Here is an 18,164-nt window from a genome sequence, read left to right as displayed (position 1 = left end):
CCATCCGCTCTATTTCATATCGTTTATCCTGGCTGACGTCGGGTTTGGATGGCATTGAGCAGGTGGTGGGCCACCTCGTCCTTGCCCATCAGGGGCAGTTCCTCCGCCCCGTCAGCGGTGATGACCGTAACCACGTTGGTGTCCACGCCGAAGCCGGCTCCGGCCACCTTCAGGTTATTGGCCACAATCATGTCCAGCTTTTTCCGCTCCAGTTTGGCCTGGGAGTTTTGGAGCATGTCCTTGGTCTCCATGGAAAAGCCACAGACAAACAGCCCTGGATGGCGATGCTCCGCCACCCAGCCCAAAATATCGCTGGTACGGGCCAGAGGGATGGAAAGTTCCCCCTCTTTCTTCTTCATCTTATCCTCGGCCACCTGGGCAGGGCGGTAGTCCGCCACCGCTGCGGCCTTGATGAGAATGTCCGTCTCCGGCAAGGCCTCCTGTATGGCGGAGAGCATGTCCGCCGCGGTGGTCACCGGGCGTAGGTCCACAAAGGGCACCGGGTCCAAATCCACCGGGCCAGAGATCAATGTCACCTGGGCCCCCCGCAGCATCGCTTCCCGGGCAATGGCATACCCCATCCGTCCGGTGCTATGGTTGGTGAGGTAGCGCACAGGGTCCAGGGACTCCTGGGTGGGGCCAGCGGTCACGGTAACCCGAACCCCCTCCAAATCCTTTTCCCGGGCAATCTCCCGGGCAATGTGGTCCAGAAGCACCTCTGGGTCCGGCAGTTTGCCGCTGCCCACAGCGTGGCAGGCCAGCATCCCGCTGGCAGGCTCGATGATACCGAAGCCGTAACGCCGCAGGAGGGTGATGTTGTCCTGGGTGACGGGGTTCTCCAACATGGCAGTGTTCATGGCCGGAGCCACCAGCTTCCGGCAGCGGGCCGCCAGGACGGTGGTGGTGAGCATATCGTCGGCAATGCCATGGGCCAGCTTGGCAATGACATTGGCCGTGGCCGGGGCGATGAGGATCAGGTCCGCCGCTGTGGCCAAGGAGATGTGGGCAATGTCATATTGGAAGTCCCTGGCGAAGGTATCCACCACGCAACGGTTGTTGCTGAGGGACTCAAACGTCAGAGGGGTGATAAACTGGGTGGCATTCTCCGTCATAATCACATGGACATCCGCCCCGGCTTTCACCAAGGCGCTGGCCACGTTGGGCATCTTATAGGCGGCGATACCGCCGGTGACGCACAGGAGCACGCACTTTCCTTTCAGGTTTTCCATGCTCACTCCATGTCTTTCAGCAGGCCGTGCTTTTCATAGGTAGTCACCCGGCTGATCTGATTCTTCTCATCCACAAAGACGACTGTGGGGTGGTAATCGTTCTGGATTTCCTGGGGCGTCATCTGGGCATAGGACATAATGATGATCTTGTCCCCAGTGCTGACACAGCGGGCCGCCGCGCCGTTGAGGCAGATCATCCCGGAACCCCGCTCCCCGGCGATGGTATAGGTCTCAAAGCGGCTGCCGTTGTCGATGTCCACAATCTGGACCTTTTCATACTCCAAAATCCCCGAAGCGTCCAGCAGGTCCTGGTCCACAGTGATGGAGCCTACATAGTTCAGCTCAGCCTGCACCACAGTGGCCCGGTGAATCTTTCCCTTGAGCATTTCGATGGTCATAGGGCACTCTCCTCCACAACAAAGTTATCAATGAGACGGGTCTTTCCTATATAAACGGCCATAGCCACCAGGACATTGCCCTGGATGCGCTCCACCGGCTCCATGGTCACGCCGTCCACGGCGGACACATAGTCGATCCGGGCCAAGGGCTCCGCCTGAATATGGGCTTCCATGGCGGACACCAGCTTTTGGGCATCCCGCTCCCCCTCCTGGATCAGCTTCTGCCCCAGGAACACCGCCTGGGAGAGCACCAGCGCCGCTTTGCGCTGCGCCTGGTCCAGATAGGTGTTCCGGGAGGATTTCGCTAAGCCGTCCGCTTCCCGGACGATGGGACATCCCACGATCTCAATGCCATAGGACAGCTCCCGCACCATCCGGCGGATGATGGCCAGCTGCTGGGCATCCTTCTGCCCAAAGAACGCCTTGTCCGGGGTGACGATGTTGAAGAGCTTGGAAACCACGGTACACACCCCTTTGAAGTGGGTGGGACGGGTCTGGCCACACAGTTGCTTGGGCATGTCGGACTGTATCTCCACAAAGGTGGCAGCATTGGGGACGTACATCTCCTCCACCGCCGGGTGGAACACCAGGTCGCAGCCGTGTTCCTCCAACAGGGCGCAGTCCCGGTCAAAGTCCCGGGGGTAGGCCTCCAAGTCCTCCCCGGGGCCAAACTGGGTGGGGTTGACAAAGTCCGAAGCCACCACCCGGTCGCACAGGGAAACCGCCTTGTCCACCAGGCTGGCGTGGCCCTCATGGAGGTAGCCCATGGTGGGCACCAGGCCCACCGTGAGGCCCTCCTTCTTCCACGCCGCCACCTGGGCGCGGACCTCTGCTATGGTCGTTGCAATCTTCATGTCGTTATCCTCGCACTACCGAAAATGGAATGGGCTCCTGGCGGCCGTATTCCCGATCCAGGATGTTCAGGGTATCGTCGGAGCAATCACTTTTGACATAGGCATACTCCTGGCTGGGGAAGGTCCCCGCCTGGACCTCCTGGTGATAGGCCGCGAAAGCGTCCTTCATCACCTGGCCTACGTTGGCAAAGGTCTTAACGAACTTGGGCCGCCAGTCCCCCATCCCCAACATGTCCTGCATCACCAGCACCTGGCCGTCGCAGCCGTCCCCGGCCCCGATGCCAATGGTGATGATGTCCAGCTTGCTGGTAATCAGCGCCGCCAGTTTGGGGGGCACACATTCCAGCACCACGGCGAACGCCCCGGCTTCCTGGACTGCCAAGGCATCTTCCAGCACCCGCCGGGCGCTCTCCTCCCCCTTGCCCTGGACCTTAAAGCCCCCAAAGGCATGGTGGGACTGGGGTGTCATGCCCACATGTCCGCAGACAGGGATGCCTGCGGCAGTGATGGCCCGGATCTGCTCCGCCACGTCCTTGCCGCCCTCCAACTTCACCGCGTCCGCCAGAGTCTCCTTCATGAGACGGCCCGCATTGGTGAGGGCCTGTTCCGGAGAGACCTGGTAGCTCATAAAGGGCATATCCATCACCACGAAGGCGTTCTGGCAGCCCCGGGCCACACTGCGGCCATAGACGATCATCTCCTCCATGGTCACAGGGATGGTGTCGGTGTAGCCCTGCATGGTCATGCCCAGGCTGTCCCCCACCAGGACCATATTCACGCCAGCCTGGTCGATGAGGCGTGCGGTGGAGTAGTCATAGCAGGTCAATTGGGAGATGCGCTCCCCTTTGGCCTTCATCTCGGCCAGTGTAGCAACTGTGTTCTTCATCTCGATCCTCCATTTAATATCTTATCCATGGGTGTGTAGTCCGCTTCTGGGTGCTTTTCTCTGGCCAGCTCTGTGAGCTTTTGGGATGCCCCCCGGTACAACATCTCTGCGGCCGGATCAGGCAGGATGGAGAGATGTTTTTCCACTGTGTGGATGTCGCAACGCTCCACCGGGCCGGTAAGGGCCGCCACAGGACCCGCCTGAAGCAGATGGGCCAGGTTGGCGTTCATCAGTGGAGCCAGGGCTTGGAGGGCCTCCTCCTGGGAAAAGCCGCAGCCCCCCAACAGGTCTAAGCTCACCTTGCCCAGGGCGCACATCAGGTTGCTGGCCACGGCGCAGGCCGCATGGTAGCGCAGCTTCGCCTCAGGGGCCAGGATCCTCACCTGGGGGCCTAAGGAAGCAAGGGTTTCCGCCCACCACTGCAGATGGGGCCCCTCCCCTTCCAGGCAGAAAAAAGCACCCGGCAGTTCCTGATAGGCAGTGTCTTTCCTGCTTATCGGAAACAGCGGGTGGATCGAATAGTAGTAGGCGCCGCCGCCCTCCCGGCCGGAAAGGGCCTCCTGGGCAGTCAGTGCGCCGCTGCAATGACAGATCTGTTTTCCTCGGATCTCCAACGCCCCCAGCTGCGCAAACACAGCGGGGATCGCCCCATCTGGAACGGTACAAAAGAGCGCATCACTTGCCTGAACCAATGACGATAGGTCGTCAAACACCTTCGTTTCAGTAAATCGCGCCGCTTCCTGGGCTGAGTCTCGATGCCTGCTGTAGTAGCCGGTCACCGGAATGCCGCCTTGGGTGAAGAATTTCCCCAGAGAGAAGCCCACTTTTCCTGCTCCAATGAATCCAATTTTCATCGTATCACCCTTCCTGTCTGCCGGGTGATGCTTTCCTGGCCCGTTTGGGGCGGAGATGGAGGAAATTTGCCGGTACAGCTTCCAATTCGGAATACCATCCGCTTCCGATCCCCTTGGGCACAGATGGGCACAAGGGGACCGACGCCGCTATTGTACCATTCACATTGCGTTCTGTAAAGTACCAAACTTCAGATTTTTCGATAAATCCCGCAGAATTTCCTGCCAATTCTCTGGACAAAAGTCACGATTTCCGGCAGCGGTCACAGACATCTTGTGAGATAAACCATATCTACCAGTTGTGTTCCCCCCTCCCAAATTGGATGGTCATAGTGGTCCAGGAAGAAATCTTCCACCACATGGCTGCGCTGGAAGCCGCAGTGTTCATAGAAGGGCAGAGTCAAAGGGCTATCCCCGGTACCCACCTGTAGGCAATCATACCTCCCCCGATAGGTACGGATGATGAAATCCACCATCGTCTTACCGTACCCCTTCCCCTGGACCTCCGGGGCCACAGCCAGGTTCTTGAGTTCCAAGACCCCTTCTCCCTCATCGGTGACTACACACACCGCCTTGGTTCCCCCATGGTGGAGGGCATACATGGTCCCCCGGTAAAGATATCTGTCAAGCATATTCTCCTGTTCGTCGGCCAGAAGAAGGAGGTCCAGGTATTGCTTTTTGTTTTCCTTCACTTCGATGATCCGCATTGGTTCCTCCTTGCATAGAAAAATGGACCTCCTGTCTGCCAGGAGATCCATTTCTGTTGACTGATCTGTTCTCAGGAACGGCTGATGTAATTCACAGGGTTCACACGGCTAGAGCTGGAACTGCTGGTCCAGAGCTCCAAGTGCAGATGGTTGCCAGTGGAGCTGCCAGTGGAGCCCACGTAACCAATGACCTGACCCTGGTTCACCGAGGAACCTGCGGAAACGGCACGGGAGGACATGTGGCAATAGACTGTCCGGCTGCCGTCGGCATGGGCAATGGCCACATAGTTGCCGTAAGAGGAGCCATAGGTGGAGATAACCACCACGCCGCCCTTGGCCGCCTTGATGGGCGTACCGCCGGGAGCGGGGATATCAGCGCCAGTGTGGAGCTCACGCCCATGGAAGGGGCAATTCCGATACCCGAAGGGGGAGCTGATACTAGTGTATCCGGGCAAGGGCCAGATATATCCACCGCTGTAGTTGGTACCACCGCTGCTGCCGCTGCTAGAACTGCTGCCGCTGCTGCTGGAAGAACCACTGTTAGAGGGCTTGTTGGCCGCTGCCTGCTGCTGGGCACGCAGCCGGGCGGCTTCCTCTTCCTTCCGGCGCTGCTCCTCCAACTGCTTGGCATAGGTGGCCTCCGCCTGCTTCAGCTGGTCGGCAACCTCTTTGGCAGCGTCCTCGTTGTCCTCCATCTGTTTGGCATAGTTGTTATAGTCGGCGTTGATCTGGGCAAGGGCCGCTTCCACCTTTTTCTCCTCCGCCTGGAGGTCGTTGCGCTGGTTCGCCAGATTATTGCGGGCCTGCTCCTGGTCGGTCTTGCTCTGCTCTAAGTCGGCCTTGGCATCGGCTACGGCCTGGCGGGCATCGGCCAGCTCATCCATCACCACGTTGTCGTAGTCCATAATTTCATGGACCATAGAGAGCCGATCCAGCAGGTCAGAGAAATCCTGGGCGTCGAAGATCACGGACCAGTAGGAGACATCACCCGTCTCCTCCATACGGCGGATCCGCTGGCAGAAGTCCTCATAATACTTGGCCTCTTTCTCTTGGGCCTGGGCCAACTCGCCCTCTTTCTGGACGATCATCTGGGCTAACTGGGCGATGGCCTGCTCAGAAACCTTGATCTCCTCTTGGAGCACATTGATCTTCTGCTCTAATAGGCGCTTCTGGTCTGCGGCGGCGTTTTTGGAGTTGGAAAGCTTGTCCAACTGGGATTGCAGGTTCGCCTTCTGCGTCGCCAAGCTAGACGCCTGGTTCTTCAACCCGTTGATCTGATCCTTGGTTACGGCGGCACCTGCTACGGGCACTGCCACGGCCATGACCACAAATACAAGGGCAAGCAGCGTGGTCACGCCACGTTTGGCCCATTCCTTACAATGTAACTGCATTTGTTTTGGTTCACCTCTCGATCTTTGGATTAGGGGCATATACTTACGGGATAACTATAACATACTTTTCCAATAGATTCAAGAGAGAGTTGCAAAATTGTCACAAAATCGTAACATTCCACCCTTTTTACTCCTCCAAGAAGAGGATCCCCAGGGTACCAGGGCCGCAGTGGGAGGTCACGGTGCAGCCGGTGCGGGTGTAAAAAATCTCCTGGATGGGGGCAATGTTCCGGATCAGAGCGGAGAGGTTTTTCTCCTGCTCTGGGGTGAGCGCGTTGGAGGTGGTGACAAAGAAATAATCCGGCCGGATCTTCTTGCCGCTCATGCGCTCGGTGATGTATTTCTCATAAACTTTTGCTATGTTCCCCCGGTACTTCTTACAGACTTCCAGCTTCCCCTCCCGCATCTCGATGCAGGGCTTCAGGTTCAGCAGGTTGGCGCCGAAGGCAGTGACACCTGTGCAGCGGCCACCCTTCCACATATACTCCAAGGTGTCGATGACAAAGCTGACGTTTACCTTGGGGATCAAGTCCTCCATGGCCTGGGCAATGGTGGCGGCGTCCTTCCCCTCGTCCCGAAGCTTACAGGCCACCAGAAGCATCTGCCCAATGCCGGTGGTGAGCTTACGGGTGTCGACGGGATACACCCCCTCCAACTCCGCCGCCGCAATCATAGCGTTCTGATAGGTAGCGGAGAGGTCGGAGCTGATGTCCAGATGGACTACCTCATACCCCGCCTCCACCAAGGGGGTAAAGAAGCTGGTGAACTCCTGGGGGCTGACGGCAGCGGTACGGGGCAGGGTCTTGTCCTTGGCATATCGTTCAAAGATCATATCCTGGTGAAAGTCCACGCCATCCAAATAGTTCTCTTCCCCCAAGAGCACATGGAGGGGGACAACTTTAATGTTGAAACGCTCTAAAAGTTCCTGGGGCAGATCACAGGTACTATCTGCGGTGATGCACACAGGTTTGCTCATGATAACACTCCTTTTGGTTCTATTTTCCCTGGTTTTTTCGGTATTTCTACTAATTTTATCCATTATACCTGTATCTGTCCGCAATTTCAATAGAAATTCATCCCAGCCCCCAAAATTTTATTCAAGCACAGGGCGGGGCATTTTTTCTCAAAAAAGCCCCGCCCCTGGAAGCGGCTCCCTCCAACGCTTTAGGCCTTTTCCGGGGGATAGAACGTCACCTGGTCGTTTTGATCCACCAGGCCCAAAAAGACCTCCTTAGGGCTGTGGTAGCCCTGGTTTTTCAACTGCTCCTTCAACCAGTGCTCCTCCTTTCCCATGCGCCGGAGGTTCTCCCCCAGCACCCGTCCCTCCATGATGATCTCCGTGAAAAAAGTAGCCTGCTGGGTCTCTAGGTGCAGGTCCCGGGGTGTAGCTGGACGGTCTGGCTCCGCCGGGAGGATGGACAGCGCCCCGTTGTGCTCAAACACCGCTGTGTAAACCTGTCCCAGGTCAAAATACCCCTGCTGGCGGCACAGGGCCAAAAACTCGCTCAAATCCAGCCTGGCCTTTTTCATGTTCTCTCGATAAAGCTTCCCGTTGTGGAACAGGATGGTGGGGGCGCCCTCAATGAACTTCCGGCTGCGCTGGAAGCGCTGGGTGATCAGGCTGACGCACACCGTCAGGACCCCGTACACCGCGATGGCGATGGTGGGCTTGAGAGGGTCCTCCAACTCCGTGGCCAGCTCCGCGGCGATGGAGCCCACGGTAATGCCTGTGATATAGTCAAAGGCATCCAGCTGGGCAATCTGCCGGTGGCCCATGAGCTTGGCCACCACAAACATATAAATAAATGAGAAAAGCGACATCAGCGCTGTATAGATCAAATCCAAAACGATCCCCTCCTTTCCCTCTAGGATTTCCCTGGACTGAGAAAAATATATCCCTTTGTCCATCCCAAAACAAGGAGAGCGGCCGGCGCTGGTCTCCCCCAGCCGCCGGCCGCTCTCTGTGATCTCACATTAGTGTTCAAGGGCCTCGTCCTTCTTCTTCGTCACCACCAGAGTACCGTCCGCGTTGTACAACGGGGTGAATCCACCAAAGTCACTAAACAGGTAATTCACACCGGTCTCCCAGTCCACCAAATGCCGCAGAGCCATGGCAGAACCTTTGACAAAATGGATCTCAAAACGATTTTCTTCTCTATCTTTCATCATGTTTTCCTCCCAGTTTACACACTTTTTACTTCATCAAAAAGAGCATCAGCCCCGCCACGGCTCCCGCAAAGGCCGTAAAAGCCGCGACCACGAATACCTTCTGATAGGGGCGCTTTCCCCGCTCTTCGGCCTTTTCCAGCTCGTCCAGCTGCCGGCCCTCAGAGAACGCCACGATTTCACGGTAGGTCTGGACGTCATGGAGCTTCTTCTGCTTCTCCACCCGGTTGGCAAAATACAGCCCGACGAGCCAGAGCGCAACCCATAAAATCGTCCCTGGCGTGCCCAGATAGAACACCATGGGCACCGCCGCCGCCACCGTCAAGAGGAGCAGTATGGCAAAGATTGTGCCATCTCGGTTGAAGGTCTTGATGTCCTCTTGCTTGATCTGTTCTTTCATTTCTTCCAAATCTCCTTTCACCAAAGTATCCAGAGAAACCTGAAAAAGGGAACTGAGCAGCAGCAGGCTTTTCACATCCGGGTAGCTCCTGTCATTCTCCCAGTTGGAGATGGTCTGGCGTGTGACATATATCTTCTCCGCCAGCTCATCCTGGGTCAGAGCCGCCTGGCTCCTGTACTTTTTGATCTGTTCGCTAAATTCCATTTTTCTTGTCCTCCTTTGGCTCCCAGCATAGCTGTTTGGGCCAGATTTGTCTATCAAACCTATTTTACATCCGGTTTTTCCCTTGATACACAAGGACTTTTACATCATCTCACCATTTCTGTGCCTCGCCCCCCAGCCGGTAGAACATTCCGAAATGAGCGATTGACAAGCGCCGCCGTAAATCGTACAATGGGGACAGCGACATGAGGGAACGGAATCCCTGCAAATTATTGGAGGTGTGGAAATGAAATTTTCCAGCAAAGTAAAAAAGTGCTCGCTCTCCCCGATGCGTAAATTTCACCCCTACGCTGTGGCCGCCCAGGAGAAGGGCCGTAAGATCTATCACCTGAACATCGGCCAGCCTGATATTGAGACGCCGCCCCAGTACTTTGAGGCCGTGCGTAACTTCCAGCTCCCAGTGTTGGAGTACGCCCCCTCCCCCGGTATGCCGGAGCTCATCGACGCCATTCAGGACTACTACGCCAAGCTGAACATGAACTTCGCCAAGGATGAAATCCTCATCACCACCGGCGGCAGTGAGGCCCTCTCCATCGTGCTTCAGTGCATCCTAGATGACGGGGACGAGATTCTCATCCCCGAACCCTTCTATCCCAACTACAGCACCATGGTCAACACCACCGGCGCTTCCATCCACCCCATCCCCACGTCTCCCGAAGAGGGATACCACTACGCCGACCGGGCTAAGATCGAGGCAGAGATCAACGAACACACCCGGGCCATCATCTGCACCAACCCCGGCAACCCCACCGGCGTGGTCCTCACCCCGGAGGAGCAGCGGCTCATGTGTGACATCGCCAAGGAACATGACCTGTTCATCATCGGTGACGAGGCCTATCGTGAGTTCGTCTACGCCGGGGAGCCCCTGCAATCCTTTGGCGAGTATGCCGACGCGGCAGAAAACGTGGTGGTCATCGACACCGTGTCCAAGCGTTTCTCCGCCTGCGGCGCCCGTATCGGCTGCATCCTCACCCGGAACCACGGGCTCCTAGCCGAGGCTATGAAATATTGCCAGGCCCGTCTCTCTGTGGCCACCCTGGACCAGGTGGCCTCTGCCGCCCTGTACAACGTGGGGCCGGAGTATTTCGCCGCCGTCCGGGATGAGTATAAACGCCGCCGGGACACCGTGGTGGAAAAGCTCCAAAAAATCCCCGGCGTGGTATGCACCTGCCCCAAGGGCGCCTTCTATCTCATGGCCGCCCTGCCGGTGGACGATGCCGACAGCTTCCAGCAGTGGCTGCTGGAAGAGTTTGAGGACAAGGGTGACACCGTGATGTTCGCCCCCGGTGAACCCTTCTACGGCACCCCCGGTAAGGGTAAGAATGAAATCCGTATTGCCTACGTACTCAAGCAGGCCGACCTGGAACGGGCCATGGACCTGCTGGCCCTGGGCATCGAAGCTTACAACAAGAGAACGTAATCTCTTCTACATCCACTGCAAAAACCGCCACTTCGTTGCAAACGTAACGAAGTGGCGGCTTTTCTGTTGCGTAAAATGGTTCCCGGCCTCAGCCCTGGCACTTGGTCAGGAGCTTCTCCCAGTTTTCGTCTACGTTGTGCTGGGTCTCCTCAATCATCCACTCATTGCCCGGCTTGAACATGTGGCGGAAGCGGCCTTGGAGGCGGAGGTACTCCTCCACCGGACGCTTCTTCTTGGGCTCGTAGCTCAGCCGCCACACGCCGTTCTCCACCTCAAAGAGGGGCCACACGCAGGTTTCCACCGCCAAATTGCAGATTTCCGGCAGCTTCTCCGTGGGATACTCCCAGCCTCGGGGGCAGGGCGCCATTACATTGAGAAAGCTGGGGCCTGGGGTGTAGATGGCTTTCTTGGCCTTGGTGTACAGGTCCCGGAAGTTGCCGATGAAGGTGGTCTGGGCCACATAGGGTACATTGTGGGCGGCGATGATATCCGTCAGGTTCTTCTTATTCTGCTTCTTGCCGGGAATCTCCGACCCCACCGGGGAGGTGGTGGCATTGGCAAAGCGGGGGGTAGAGGAGGCCCGCTGGATGCCGGTATTCATATAGGCCTCGTTGTCATAGCACACATAGGTCAGGTCATGGCCCCGCTCCATCGCGCCGGAAAGGGACTGGAACCCGATGTCGTAGGTGCCGCCGTCGCCGCCGAAGGTGATGAACTTCACCGTACCGTCTATCTTCCCCTTCCGTTTCAGGGCGTTGTAGGCAGCCTCTACACCGGAAAGGCTGGCTCCGGCACTCTCAAAGGCGGTATGGATGTAGCTGTCCTCATACGCCGTATAGGGGTAAAGGAAGGAGCTGACCTCCAAGCAGCCAGTGGCGTTGCCCACCACGGCCCGGTCCTCCTCCCGCAGGGCCCGGAGGACCCCCCGCACGGCGATCCCCGCCCCGCAGCCGGCGCAGAGCCGGTGGCCAGGGGCAAAGCGCTCCTTTTTTTCCAGCGTGTGTTTGAAATGATAGGTTCGTTCCATAGTCGCTTACCCCCTCTGTCCCAAGTGCGTATAGGTGGGGCCCAGGTCCCCCCCGGCGGCGATTTCCGCCAGGCGGTCATAGACCCCCATAAAATGTTCCGGGGTGATGTCCCGCCCGCCCAAACCGTAGACATAACCCACGGTACGGGGGCGATGCTCCAAGTCATACAGGGCCGCCCGAACCTCCGCAAAGAGGGGGCCCCCCTGGGCAGAAAAGCTCTCGGCCTTGTCCATGATCGCCAGGGCCTTGACGTGCTGTAAGGCCTGGGCCAACTCCTCCGCCGGGAAGGGGCGGAACACCCGAATCTTCACCAAGCCTGCCTGAATGCCTTTTTCCCGGAGCAGGTCCACCGCCATTTTTGCGGTGCCAGCGCTGGAACCAATGAGAACCAGAGCCAGCTCCGCGTCCTCCATCCGGTATTCCTCAAAGAGGCCGTATTTGCGCCCGGTGAGGGCCTCAAACTGTTCAGCCACTTCCAGAATACGCTTCTTGGCCCCCTTCATGGCCTCCGCCTGCTGAACCTTGTGCTCCATATAGTGGCAGCCCAGGTCATAGGGGCCGATGGCCAGGGGGTTTTCTTTTTTCAATAAGTAGTTCTCCGGGGTATACTCCCCTACGAAGTCCTTCACGGACTGCTCGTCCAGGAGGGTAATGTTCTCCAAGGCATGGCTGGTGATGAAGCCATCCTGGCAGACCATCACCGGCAGACGCACCTCGGGGTGCTCCCCAATGGGCATGGCCTGTAGGAAGTTGTCATAGGCCTCCTGGTTGTTCTCGGCATAAATTTGAATCCAACCCGCGTCCCGGATGCCCATAGAATCGGAGTGGTCGTTGTTGATGTTGATAGGCCCTGACAGCGCCCGGTTCACACAGGCCAAGGTGATGGGCAGGCGGCTGGAAGAGGCCACATACATCATCTCATACATCAAGGCCAAGCCGCAGGAGGAGGTAGCTGTCACCGAGCGGGCCCCGGCGGCCTGGGCGCCGATGCAGGCGGACATAGAGCTGTGCTCTGATTCCACTGGCACGAACTCGGTGTTTACCTCGCCGTTGGCCACATACTGGGCAAAATATTGGGGAATCTCCGTGGAGGGGGTGATGGGGAAGGCCGCCATCACGTCGGGGTCGATCTGTTTCATGGCAAAGGCGATGGCCTCGTTGCCGGAGAGACGGTCGTTGTAATTCATAGCTGTCCACCCTCCTTCATGGTGATGGCGTCGAAGGGGCAGACCTCCGCGCAGATACCGCAGCCCTTACAGTGTTCATAGTCGATGCCCGCTAGGTTCCCCTGCTCCACTGGCAGGGAGCTGTCCGGACAGTAGGGCACACACAGGAGACATTGGCGGCACTTCTCCTGGTCCAGCACCGGGGTATTGGTCCGCCAAGCCCCGGTGTTCACCAGCTTAGAGGTGGCAGGCTCGAAAATCTCGCCGCCTAAGGTCATCTCCTGCCAGGTGCTGTGTTCGTTGATATCCTTTGCTCTCAAACTCATCCCGCCTGCACCTCCTCCCATGCTTTCACCAGGGCAGCCATATTCCCGGCCACCACCTGGGGCTTTGTGGCAAATTTATGTTGGAAGCTCTCCTCCATGTCGCTCTTGAACTGCTGCTCCTCCAACACCCCGCTGACCTTCACCGCCGCGCTGAGCATGGGGGTGTTGGGGAAATTCTTCCCCAAGGTCTCCTCGGAGATGCGCCGGGCGTCAATGGTACATACCCGCCCCTGCCAGCCTGGGAGCTTTTGGCGAATCTCCGCCGGGGTCTTGCTGGTGTTGACGATGACCGCCCCGTGGTCTTTCAGGCCGTGGGTTACGTCCACGGTGTCCAACAGGGTCTCGTCTACCACCACCACATAGTCCGGCTGCTCAATGTTGCAGTGGACGCTGCACCGGGCGGTGCTGATGCGGTTATAGGCAGTGATGGGTGCCCCCATACGCTCCGGGCCGTATTCCGGGAACCCCTGGACATAGCGCCCTGCGTGAAAGGCCGCATCTGCCAGGAGGAGGCAGGCGGTCTTTGCCCCCTGTCCGCCCCGGCCATGCCACCGAAACTCGATCAAGCCATCCTTTTTCATGGTCTTACCTCCTCTGTTCAAAAAAAGCCTTCGTCCCTGTAAAAGGACGAAGGCTAAAAACGCTTCGCTGTACCACCTGTTACCTGCGTACCAACATACGCGCTCCCTATAACGGGGGAACACCGGCATAACCTACTGAGCAAACGCGGTTCGGCATGCAGCTCCGGAGGGATCTTCCCCTTTGCCTACTACCTCCGGGTTCCCACCATCCCCGGATCTCTGCGGGATTCTGCAAAGCTTACTGTCTCCATCATTGCCGTTCTCTATTGATTCTGGGCCAACGCACCTGAAACAGGTGGTGGTTAGTGCTATTATACCACCGCTTTTCTCCCTGTCAAGCGGCAATTTTTCCTGTTTTTTGGGTGATGGAACGCCTGTTTTCGTCAGTCCTCCTCCATGCCCCCTGCCTGGCCGGAGAAAATCCAGGGGGCGGGTTGGACTTCGATCTCGTCCTTGCGGCCCACCTTGGAGACCTCCAACTGCATGACCTCTGTAGGCTTGATGCCGTTTTCCCAGAGCATGCCGGGGATGTGGCTCATGTAGCTGAACTCCAAGGTATAGATTACCACCCGGATTTTGGGGTTCACATGCACCAGGGTCCTGAGCTCCATGTTCAGCTTGTCCGATGCCACCAGGAATGCCACATCGGGCACAGGCCAGCGGTGGGAATAGCTCTCCATATCGCTGACGATGAGGACGTTGCGCAGGCCAAAGCGGACCAGGTTCTCCTCCATGGTCTGGTGGTCCCCTTCCTTATACTCCACAGCCACTACCTGGCCCTTCCGCGCGGCAATGGCAGCCTCTACTGCAATGCTCTCCCCAGAGACCACACAGATGTTCTCCGTCTCGTTGAGGTGAAGCTTATTCATAATCACCGCCCGAATCTCCGGAGCCACATAGCGGATGGAGCCGGGGGAAAAGCTGCTGTTGTCCAGCCCCGTGGGGTAGGCACTGTGGGCATGGGGGTTCTCAATGAGCATGGCAGCGGAGACGTTCACCCCCCGGTCGATCATCTCCGAGAGAAGGTTGTGCTTCATGGGGCCGCTGGGCTCAGAGCCCTCGTTGTACCACACCTGGCAGTCCCCCATGCCGTTGTCCCACATATTATAAAAAATCTCTGGGTGGTTCCCGTCGGTGAAAACCAGCACGGAAGGGTTGGCCTGAACCGCAGCCATCAGGTTTTTGTCACGCCCGGTGACATCCAGGATACGGATAGAGGCCAGGTCGATGTCAGCATTATCGGAAAAATATTTCAGCCATGCCAAGATGCTCTCATTGTTGAAAATGCTCATAAAACGCTCCTTTCCCGGAGAACGGGATTCTCTCACGCTTCCCATGGGGGCTTGTCCCCTGCACTTTGGGAAATACCCTCCTATTTTAAGGCCAGCAGGGGGTTCTGTCAAGGGTCAGCTTATCCCCTGGGCCAACTCCTCTTCCACGGTAAGCCGGGGCAGCCACCAAACCCTGGTCATAGCTGCCCAAGGGCACGGTGGTCAATTGTGTGCCAAAGCCCCCTCCCCCTTCCCCCTGAAAAATCCATCGAAGGCGGTAGAACAATAAAAAATAAAGCGCGGTCTCTCCCCGCATGAAGCACAGCGGAAGGGGAGATACTGGAAACAGTATCACGAAAGCGAGGGACCGCTATGGGACGGCTAAGCAAGGTAGAGATCAGCGGCGTGAACACCTCCAAGCTCCCGGTGCTCACCAGGGACGAGGCCAAGGCCCTGTTCCTCCGGGTCCGGGAGGGGGACGAGGAGGCCCGGCAAACCCTCATCCAGGGGAATCTGCGCCTGGTGCTCAGCGTCATCAAAAAGTTCGACGGGCGCAACGAAAACCCCGATGACCTCTTCCAGGTGGGCTGCGTGGGGCTGATCAAGGGCATCGACAACTTCAATGTGGATTTGGACGTGTTTCCCAGCACTTACTTGGTCCCCATGATCATCGGTGAGATCCGCCGCTACCTCCGGGACAACAGTGCTGTGCGGGTCTCCCGCTCCATGCGGGACACCGCCTATAAAGTCCTCCAAGCCAAGGAGCGTTATATGGCCGAGCACCAGCGGGAGCCCAGCATTGAGGAAATTGCCAAGCTGCTGGACATCAAACGGGAGGACGTGGTATTCGCCTTGGACGCCATCGTAGACCCGGTCTCCCTCTATGAGCCGGTGTACTCCGACGCTGGGGATACGATATGCGTCATGGATCAGGTGAAGGACCAGAAGAACACCTCGGACAGTTGGCTGGAACAGATCGCCCTAAAAGAGGCCATGGACCGCCTCAGCGACCGGGAAAAGACCATCCTGAACCTGCGCTTTTTTGAGGGCAAGACCCAGATGGAGGTCTCCCAGCGCATTGGCATCTCCCAGGCCCAGATTTCCAGGCTAGAGAAAAACGCCATTCAAAAAATCAAGCGGGAGTTGTGAACAGTTCCCCACGGCAGGTGCATTACAGCCCTCCAAGCTTCGACTGTTAAACTGCTCAAAAGGCGCTGCCCACGCAATAGGGCAGCGCCTTTTTTCTATTCTCCAAGGGGAAACAACAGCTCCGCCGTCCCGCCCTGTTCCGTATTAAATAGCCGCAGCTCCCCACCGTGGTCCTTGGCCACCTGGCGGGCGTAGCACAGGCCCCAGCCGGTGTGGCCATCCTGGGGACGGCTGGCATCGCTGGTATAGAGGCCGCGCCCAGCCCGGGCAAGGGCCTCCGGGGTGAATCCCGGCCCGGTGTCAGTTACCGATACCGTCAAATGCTCCCCCTCTGCCCGCACAGACAAGCCCACCTTGCCCCCGCTCCCCGCATAGCGGACGGCGTTATCCAGCAGGTTCAATACCGCCCGGTTCACCGCCTCCTGGCGCAGGGGCAACAGCAAGGCCGGTGGCTCCTCGGCCTGGAATTGGATATCCTTGGGGCCACACAAACCCTCCCCTGCCGTCCGCCAAAGCTGGAACAGCGCCAGGAGGGAGGCAGGCTGCACCGGTTCCTCCCCGCCATCCCCAGCAGAAAGGGCACGCAGACGGCCCAGGTAGTCCGCCAAACGCTCCGCCCCCCGGAGGATGGCGTCCACACTCCCCTGCTGGGCAGCGCTCAAGGCTTCCTCTGCCAACAACTCCCCGTTGCCACTGATGATGGTCAGAGGGGTTTTCAAGTCGTGGGTCAGCGCCGCCAACTCCCTCCGGCTTTGCTGCTCCATGGCCCACTGACGCTCTAGGGAGTCCGCCAAGCTCTCCCGCAAAAGGTCCATGGCCTCCAAGGCCTCCCCCAGCTCCCGGACCCTAGCCTTCCCTGTCAAGGGTTCATCCAGCCGCTGGGCCGCAATGGCCTGGGTGGCCAGGGTGATAGTCTGGGCATCTTGCCGGAGCTTGCGGGTGTAGTGTCGGGTACACAAACCCGCCAACAGCAGCCATGTCCCAATCAGCAGAGCAATCATCATCACTTGGAAGTCCGGCAAGCGCTCCTGAAGGGTTGGGTCGGTATAGGGGTTGGCATAATCGTACTGAAGGACACACACACTTCCCCCATCTAAAGGGACAATCCGGTGCTTCTGGGCGTAGGGAAACACATGACTGGCCTCCCCCTCCAGGGCCCGGCGGGCATAGTCCAAGTGACGCTGGTCCATATTGCCACTGTCCGTCAAGCCCCCGTTGACGTCAAATACTGCCCAGCGGTAGTAATGTGGGATGCTCTCTGGGTCAAACGCCTGGTGCAAACGTTCCGCTGTGGCCTCCACTTGGCCGGCAGCGTAGGAGGAAGGTAGGACCAGCCCCCGATTGATGCAAACCACCATCATAATCCACCAAAGTAGGGCGGACACCACAATGAGCAGGCCTACAGAGAGCAAATAGCGCCAAAACAATGCTGCCAGCCCCAGGGGCCGCTTCACTGGCCGTTCCACTTGTACCCCACCCCCCATACTGTCTCAATGGGTGTCTGTCCCACCGCCCGAAGCTTGGCGCGGATATTTTTGATATGCTCCGTAATGGCGGTGTCGTCCCCTGTGCCATCGAAGCCAAACACCGCCTCATATAGCTGCTCCTTGGTGAAGGTCTGGCCCGGACGGAGGGCCAAGTGCTGGCAGATTTCGTACTCGCTCTTGGTCAAACGGATGGCTTGGCCCTGGCAGGACACCGTCCGCCCAGAGAGGTCAAATTCCAGCTCTCCCCGACGCAGGCAGTGCTGTGGCGTGCGAGACTGGCGGCGCAAGTGGGCATTCACCCTGGCCCGCAGCTCCGCCAAGCGGAAGGGCTTGGTCAAATAGTCGTCTCCTCCCAGCCCCAGGCCCGACACCACATCCTCCTCCCCAGTCTTGGCCGTGAGAAAGAGGATGGGACCGTCTGCCAGTGCCCGGATGCGGCGGCAGGTGGCAAAGCCGTCCTCACCAGGCATCATCACGTCTAGGAGGATACAGTCCGCCCAACGGCAGTGCGCTTCCTGGACCTCGTCCCCCTGAGAGAGAACCGTTACCTGGTGCCCATCCCGTTCTAGGGCCGTTTTCAGCAGGGCCCGGAGGTCGGCGTCGTCATCCACTGCAAGAATATGGGCCATAGC

Annotated in this window: 20 protein-coding genes; 2 read left to right on the top strand and 18 right to left on the bottom strand. The window is 58.2% G+C overall.

The window, feature by feature from the left end:
* Positions 1–23: 23 nt before the first annotated feature.
* From coaBC to ACTOZL_RS00990, 11 genes are all read right to left on the bottom strand, one after another.
* The gene (gene coaBC, locus ACTOZL_RS01040; RefSeq protein ID WP_482476191.1) at positions 24–1,229 is read right to left on the bottom strand and encodes a bifunctional phosphopantothenoylcysteine decarboxylase/phosphopantothenate--cysteine ligase CoaBC; all 1,206 of its coding nucleotides are present in this window, start codon (positions 1,227–1,229) and stop codon (positions 24–26) included.
* A 2-nt stretch (positions 1,230–1,231) separates the two neighbouring features.
* Entirely contained in the window at positions 1,232–1,627 is a 396-nt protein-coding gene (gene panD / locus ACTOZL_RS01035; protein WP_482476190.1) for an aspartate 1-decarboxylase, read from the bottom strand.
* Positions 1,624–2,481: a pantoate--beta-alanine ligase gene (gene panC, locus ACTOZL_RS01030; RefSeq protein WP_482476189.1), complete on the bottom strand. Its 858-nt coding sequence runs from the start codon at positions 2,479–2,481 to the stop codon at positions 1,624–1,626. The genes panD and panC overlap by 4 nt, the downstream gene beginning before the upstream one ends.
* 4 nt (positions 2,482–2,485) lie before the next feature.
* A complete protein-coding gene (gene panB / locus ACTOZL_RS01025) occupies positions 2,486–3,367 on the bottom strand; it encodes a 3-methyl-2-oxobutanoate hydroxymethyltransferase (RefSeq protein ID WP_482476188.1) in 882 nt (293 codons plus the stop codon).
* On the bottom strand, positions 3,364–4,278 hold the full coding sequence (locus ACTOZL_RS01020) for a Rossmann-like and DUF2520 domain-containing protein (RefSeq protein WP_482476213.1): 915 nt from the start codon (positions 4,276–4,278) through the stop codon (positions 3,364–3,366). The genes panB and ACTOZL_RS01020 overlap by 4 nt, the downstream gene beginning before the upstream one ends.
* 203 nt (positions 4,279–4,481) lie before the next feature.
* The gene (locus ACTOZL_RS01015; RefSeq protein WP_482476187.1) at positions 4,482–4,925 is read right to left on the bottom strand and encodes a GNAT family N-acetyltransferase; all 444 of its coding nucleotides are present in this window, start codon (positions 4,923–4,925) and stop codon (positions 4,482–4,484) included.
* Positions 4,926–4,996: 71 nt separating this feature from the next.
* Positions 4,997–6,280: a murein hydrolase activator EnvC family protein gene (locus ACTOZL_RS01010; protein ID WP_482476186.1), complete on the bottom strand. Its 1,284-nt coding sequence runs from the start codon at positions 6,278–6,280 to the stop codon at positions 4,997–4,999.
* A gap of 163 nt (positions 6,281–6,443) precedes the next feature.
* The gene (locus ACTOZL_RS01005) at positions 6,444–7,292 is read right to left on the bottom strand and encodes a DegV family protein (protein ID WP_482476185.1); all 849 of its coding nucleotides are present in this window, start codon (positions 7,290–7,292) and stop codon (positions 6,444–6,446) included.
* 188 nt (positions 7,293–7,480) lie between these two features.
* On the bottom strand, positions 7,481–8,161 hold the full coding sequence (locus ACTOZL_RS01000) for a DUF421 domain-containing protein (protein WP_482476184.1): 681 nt from the start codon (positions 8,159–8,161) through the stop codon (positions 7,481–7,483).
* Between the two features lie 129 nt (positions 8,162–8,290).
* On the bottom strand, positions 8,291–8,482 hold the full coding sequence (locus ACTOZL_RS00995) for a DUF6440 family protein (RefSeq protein WP_482476183.1): 192 nt from the start codon (positions 8,480–8,482) through the stop codon (positions 8,291–8,293).
* Between the two features lie 28 nt (positions 8,483–8,510).
* Positions 8,511–9,086, bottom strand: coding sequence for a helix-turn-helix domain-containing protein (locus ACTOZL_RS00990; RefSeq protein WP_482476182.1), 576 nt, complete (start codon positions 9,084–9,086; stop codon positions 8,511–8,513).
* Between the two features lie 244 nt (positions 9,087–9,330).
* On the opposite strand from ACTOZL_RS00990, the gene ACTOZL_RS00985 reads away from it, so the two are divergent.
* Entirely contained in the window at positions 9,331–10,524 is a 1,194-nt protein-coding gene (locus ACTOZL_RS00985) for a pyridoxal phosphate-dependent aminotransferase (RefSeq protein ID WP_482476181.1), read from the top strand.
* Positions 10,525–10,612: 88 nt separating this feature from the next.
* Here the strand turns inward: ACTOZL_RS00985 and ACTOZL_RS00980 are convergent, their stop codons facing one another.
* From ACTOZL_RS00980 to ACTOZL_RS00960, 5 genes are all read right to left on the bottom strand, one after another.
* Positions 10,613–11,551 carry a thiamine pyrophosphate-dependent enzyme gene (locus tag ACTOZL_RS00980; RefSeq protein ID WP_482476180.1) on the bottom strand — a complete coding sequence of 313 codons (939 nt, stop codon included), beginning with the start codon at positions 11,549–11,551 and terminating at the stop codon, positions 10,613–10,615.
* Between the two features lie 6 nt (positions 11,552–11,557).
* Positions 11,558–12,739 (bottom strand): pyruvate ferredoxin oxidoreductase, encoded by a 1,182-nt coding sequence (gene porA / locus ACTOZL_RS00975; RefSeq protein ID WP_482476178.1) that lies wholly within the window; start codon positions 12,737–12,739, stop codon positions 11,558–11,560.
* Positions 12,736–13,044 (bottom strand): 4Fe-4S binding protein, encoded by a 309-nt coding sequence (locus ACTOZL_RS00970; protein ID WP_482476177.1) that lies wholly within the window; start codon positions 13,042–13,044, stop codon positions 12,736–12,738. Before ACTOZL_RS00970 ends, porA begins: the two co-directional genes overlap by 4 nt.
* The gene (locus ACTOZL_RS00965) at positions 13,041–13,625 is read right to left on the bottom strand and encodes a 2-oxoacid:acceptor oxidoreductase subunit gamma family protein (protein ID WP_482476176.1); all 585 of its coding nucleotides are present in this window, start codon (positions 13,623–13,625) and stop codon (positions 13,041–13,043) included. Before ACTOZL_RS00965 ends, ACTOZL_RS00970 begins: the two co-directional genes overlap by 4 nt.
* Before the next feature lie 383 nt (positions 13,626–14,008).
* Entirely contained in the window at positions 14,009–14,917 is a 909-nt protein-coding gene (locus ACTOZL_RS00960; RefSeq protein WP_482476175.1) for a precorrin-6B methylase, read from the bottom strand.
* Between the two features lie 351 nt (positions 14,918–15,268).
* Here ACTOZL_RS00960 and sigG point away from each other — a divergent pair, with 351 nt between their 5' ends.
* Entirely contained in the window at positions 15,269–16,045 is a 777-nt protein-coding gene (gene sigG, locus ACTOZL_RS00955; RefSeq protein ID WP_482476174.1) for an RNA polymerase sporulation sigma factor SigG, read from the top strand.
* 95 nt (positions 16,046–16,140) lie between these two features.
* On the opposite strand, the gene ACTOZL_RS00950 is transcribed toward sigG, so the two are convergent.
* Positions 16,141–17,511, bottom strand: a complete 1,371-nt coding sequence (locus ACTOZL_RS00950) for a sensor histidine kinase (RefSeq protein WP_482476173.1) — start codon at positions 17,509–17,511, stop codon at positions 16,141–16,143.
* Entirely contained in the window at positions 17,496–18,161 is a 666-nt protein-coding gene (locus ACTOZL_RS00945) for a response regulator transcription factor (RefSeq protein ID WP_482476172.1), read from the bottom strand. Before ACTOZL_RS00945 ends, ACTOZL_RS00950 begins: the two co-directional genes overlap by 16 nt.
* Positions 18,162–18,164 lie beyond the last annotated feature (3 nt).

The organism is Evtepia sp. (genome assembly GCF_056797215.1).
This window is presented reverse-complemented; position numbering and strand designations above follow the sequence as displayed.

Coding starts and splice junctions, on each gene's coding strand:
- coaBC (WP_482476191.1), bottom strand. CDS start 1,229: ATGGAAAACCTGAAAGGAAAGTGCGTGCTCCTGTGCGTCACCGGCGGT.
- panD (WP_482476190.1), bottom strand. CDS start 1,627: ATGACCATCGAAATGCTCAAGGGAAAGATTCACCGGGCCACTGTGGTG.
- panC (WP_482476189.1), bottom strand. CDS start 2,481: ATGAAGATTGCAACGACCATAGCAGAGGTCCGCGCCCAGGTGGCGGCG.
- panB (WP_482476188.1), bottom strand. CDS start 3,367: ATGAAGAACACAGTTGCTACACTGGCCGAGATGAAGGCCAAAGGGGAG.
- ACTOZL_RS01015 (WP_482476187.1), bottom strand. CDS start 4,925: ATGCGGATCATCGAAGTGAAGGAAAACAAAAAGCAATACCTGGACCTC.
- ACTOZL_RS01005 (WP_482476185.1), bottom strand. CDS start 7,292: ATGAGCAAACCTGTGTGCATCACCGCAGATAGTACCTGTGATCTGCCC.
- ACTOZL_RS00995 (WP_482476183.1), bottom strand. CDS start 8,482: ATGAAAGATAGAGAAGAAAATCGTTTTGAGATCCATTTTGTCAAAGGT.
- ACTOZL_RS00990 (WP_482476182.1), bottom strand. CDS start 9,086: ATGGAATTTAGCGAACAGATCAAAAAGTACAGGAGCCAGGCGGCTCTG.
- ACTOZL_RS00985 (WP_482476181.1), top strand. CDS start 9,331: ATGAAATTTTCCAGCAAAGTAAAAAAGTGCTCGCTCTCCCCGATGCGT.
- ACTOZL_RS00980 (WP_482476180.1), bottom strand. CDS start 11,551: ATGGAACGAACCTATCATTTCAAACACACGCTGGAAAAAAAGGAGCGC.
- porA (WP_482476178.1), bottom strand. CDS start 12,739: ATGAATTACAACGACCGTCTCTCCGGCAACGAGGCCATCGCCTTTGCC.
- ACTOZL_RS00970 (WP_482476177.1), bottom strand. CDS start 13,044: ATGAGTTTGAGAGCAAAGGATATCAACGAACACAGCACCTGGCAGGAG.
- ACTOZL_RS00965 (WP_482476176.1), bottom strand. CDS start 13,625: ATGAAAAAGGATGGCTTGATCGAGTTTCGGTGGCATGGCCGGGGCGGA.
- ACTOZL_RS00960 (WP_482476175.1), bottom strand. CDS start 14,917: ATGAGCATTTTCAACAATGAGAGCATCTTGGCATGGCTGAAATATTTT.
- sigG (WP_482476174.1), top strand. CDS start 15,269: ATGGGACGGCTAAGCAAGGTAGAGATCAGCGGCGTGAACACCTCCAAG.
- ACTOZL_RS00945 (WP_482476172.1), bottom strand. CDS start 18,161: ATGGCCCATATTCTTGCAGTGGATGACGACGCCGACCTCCGGGCCCTG.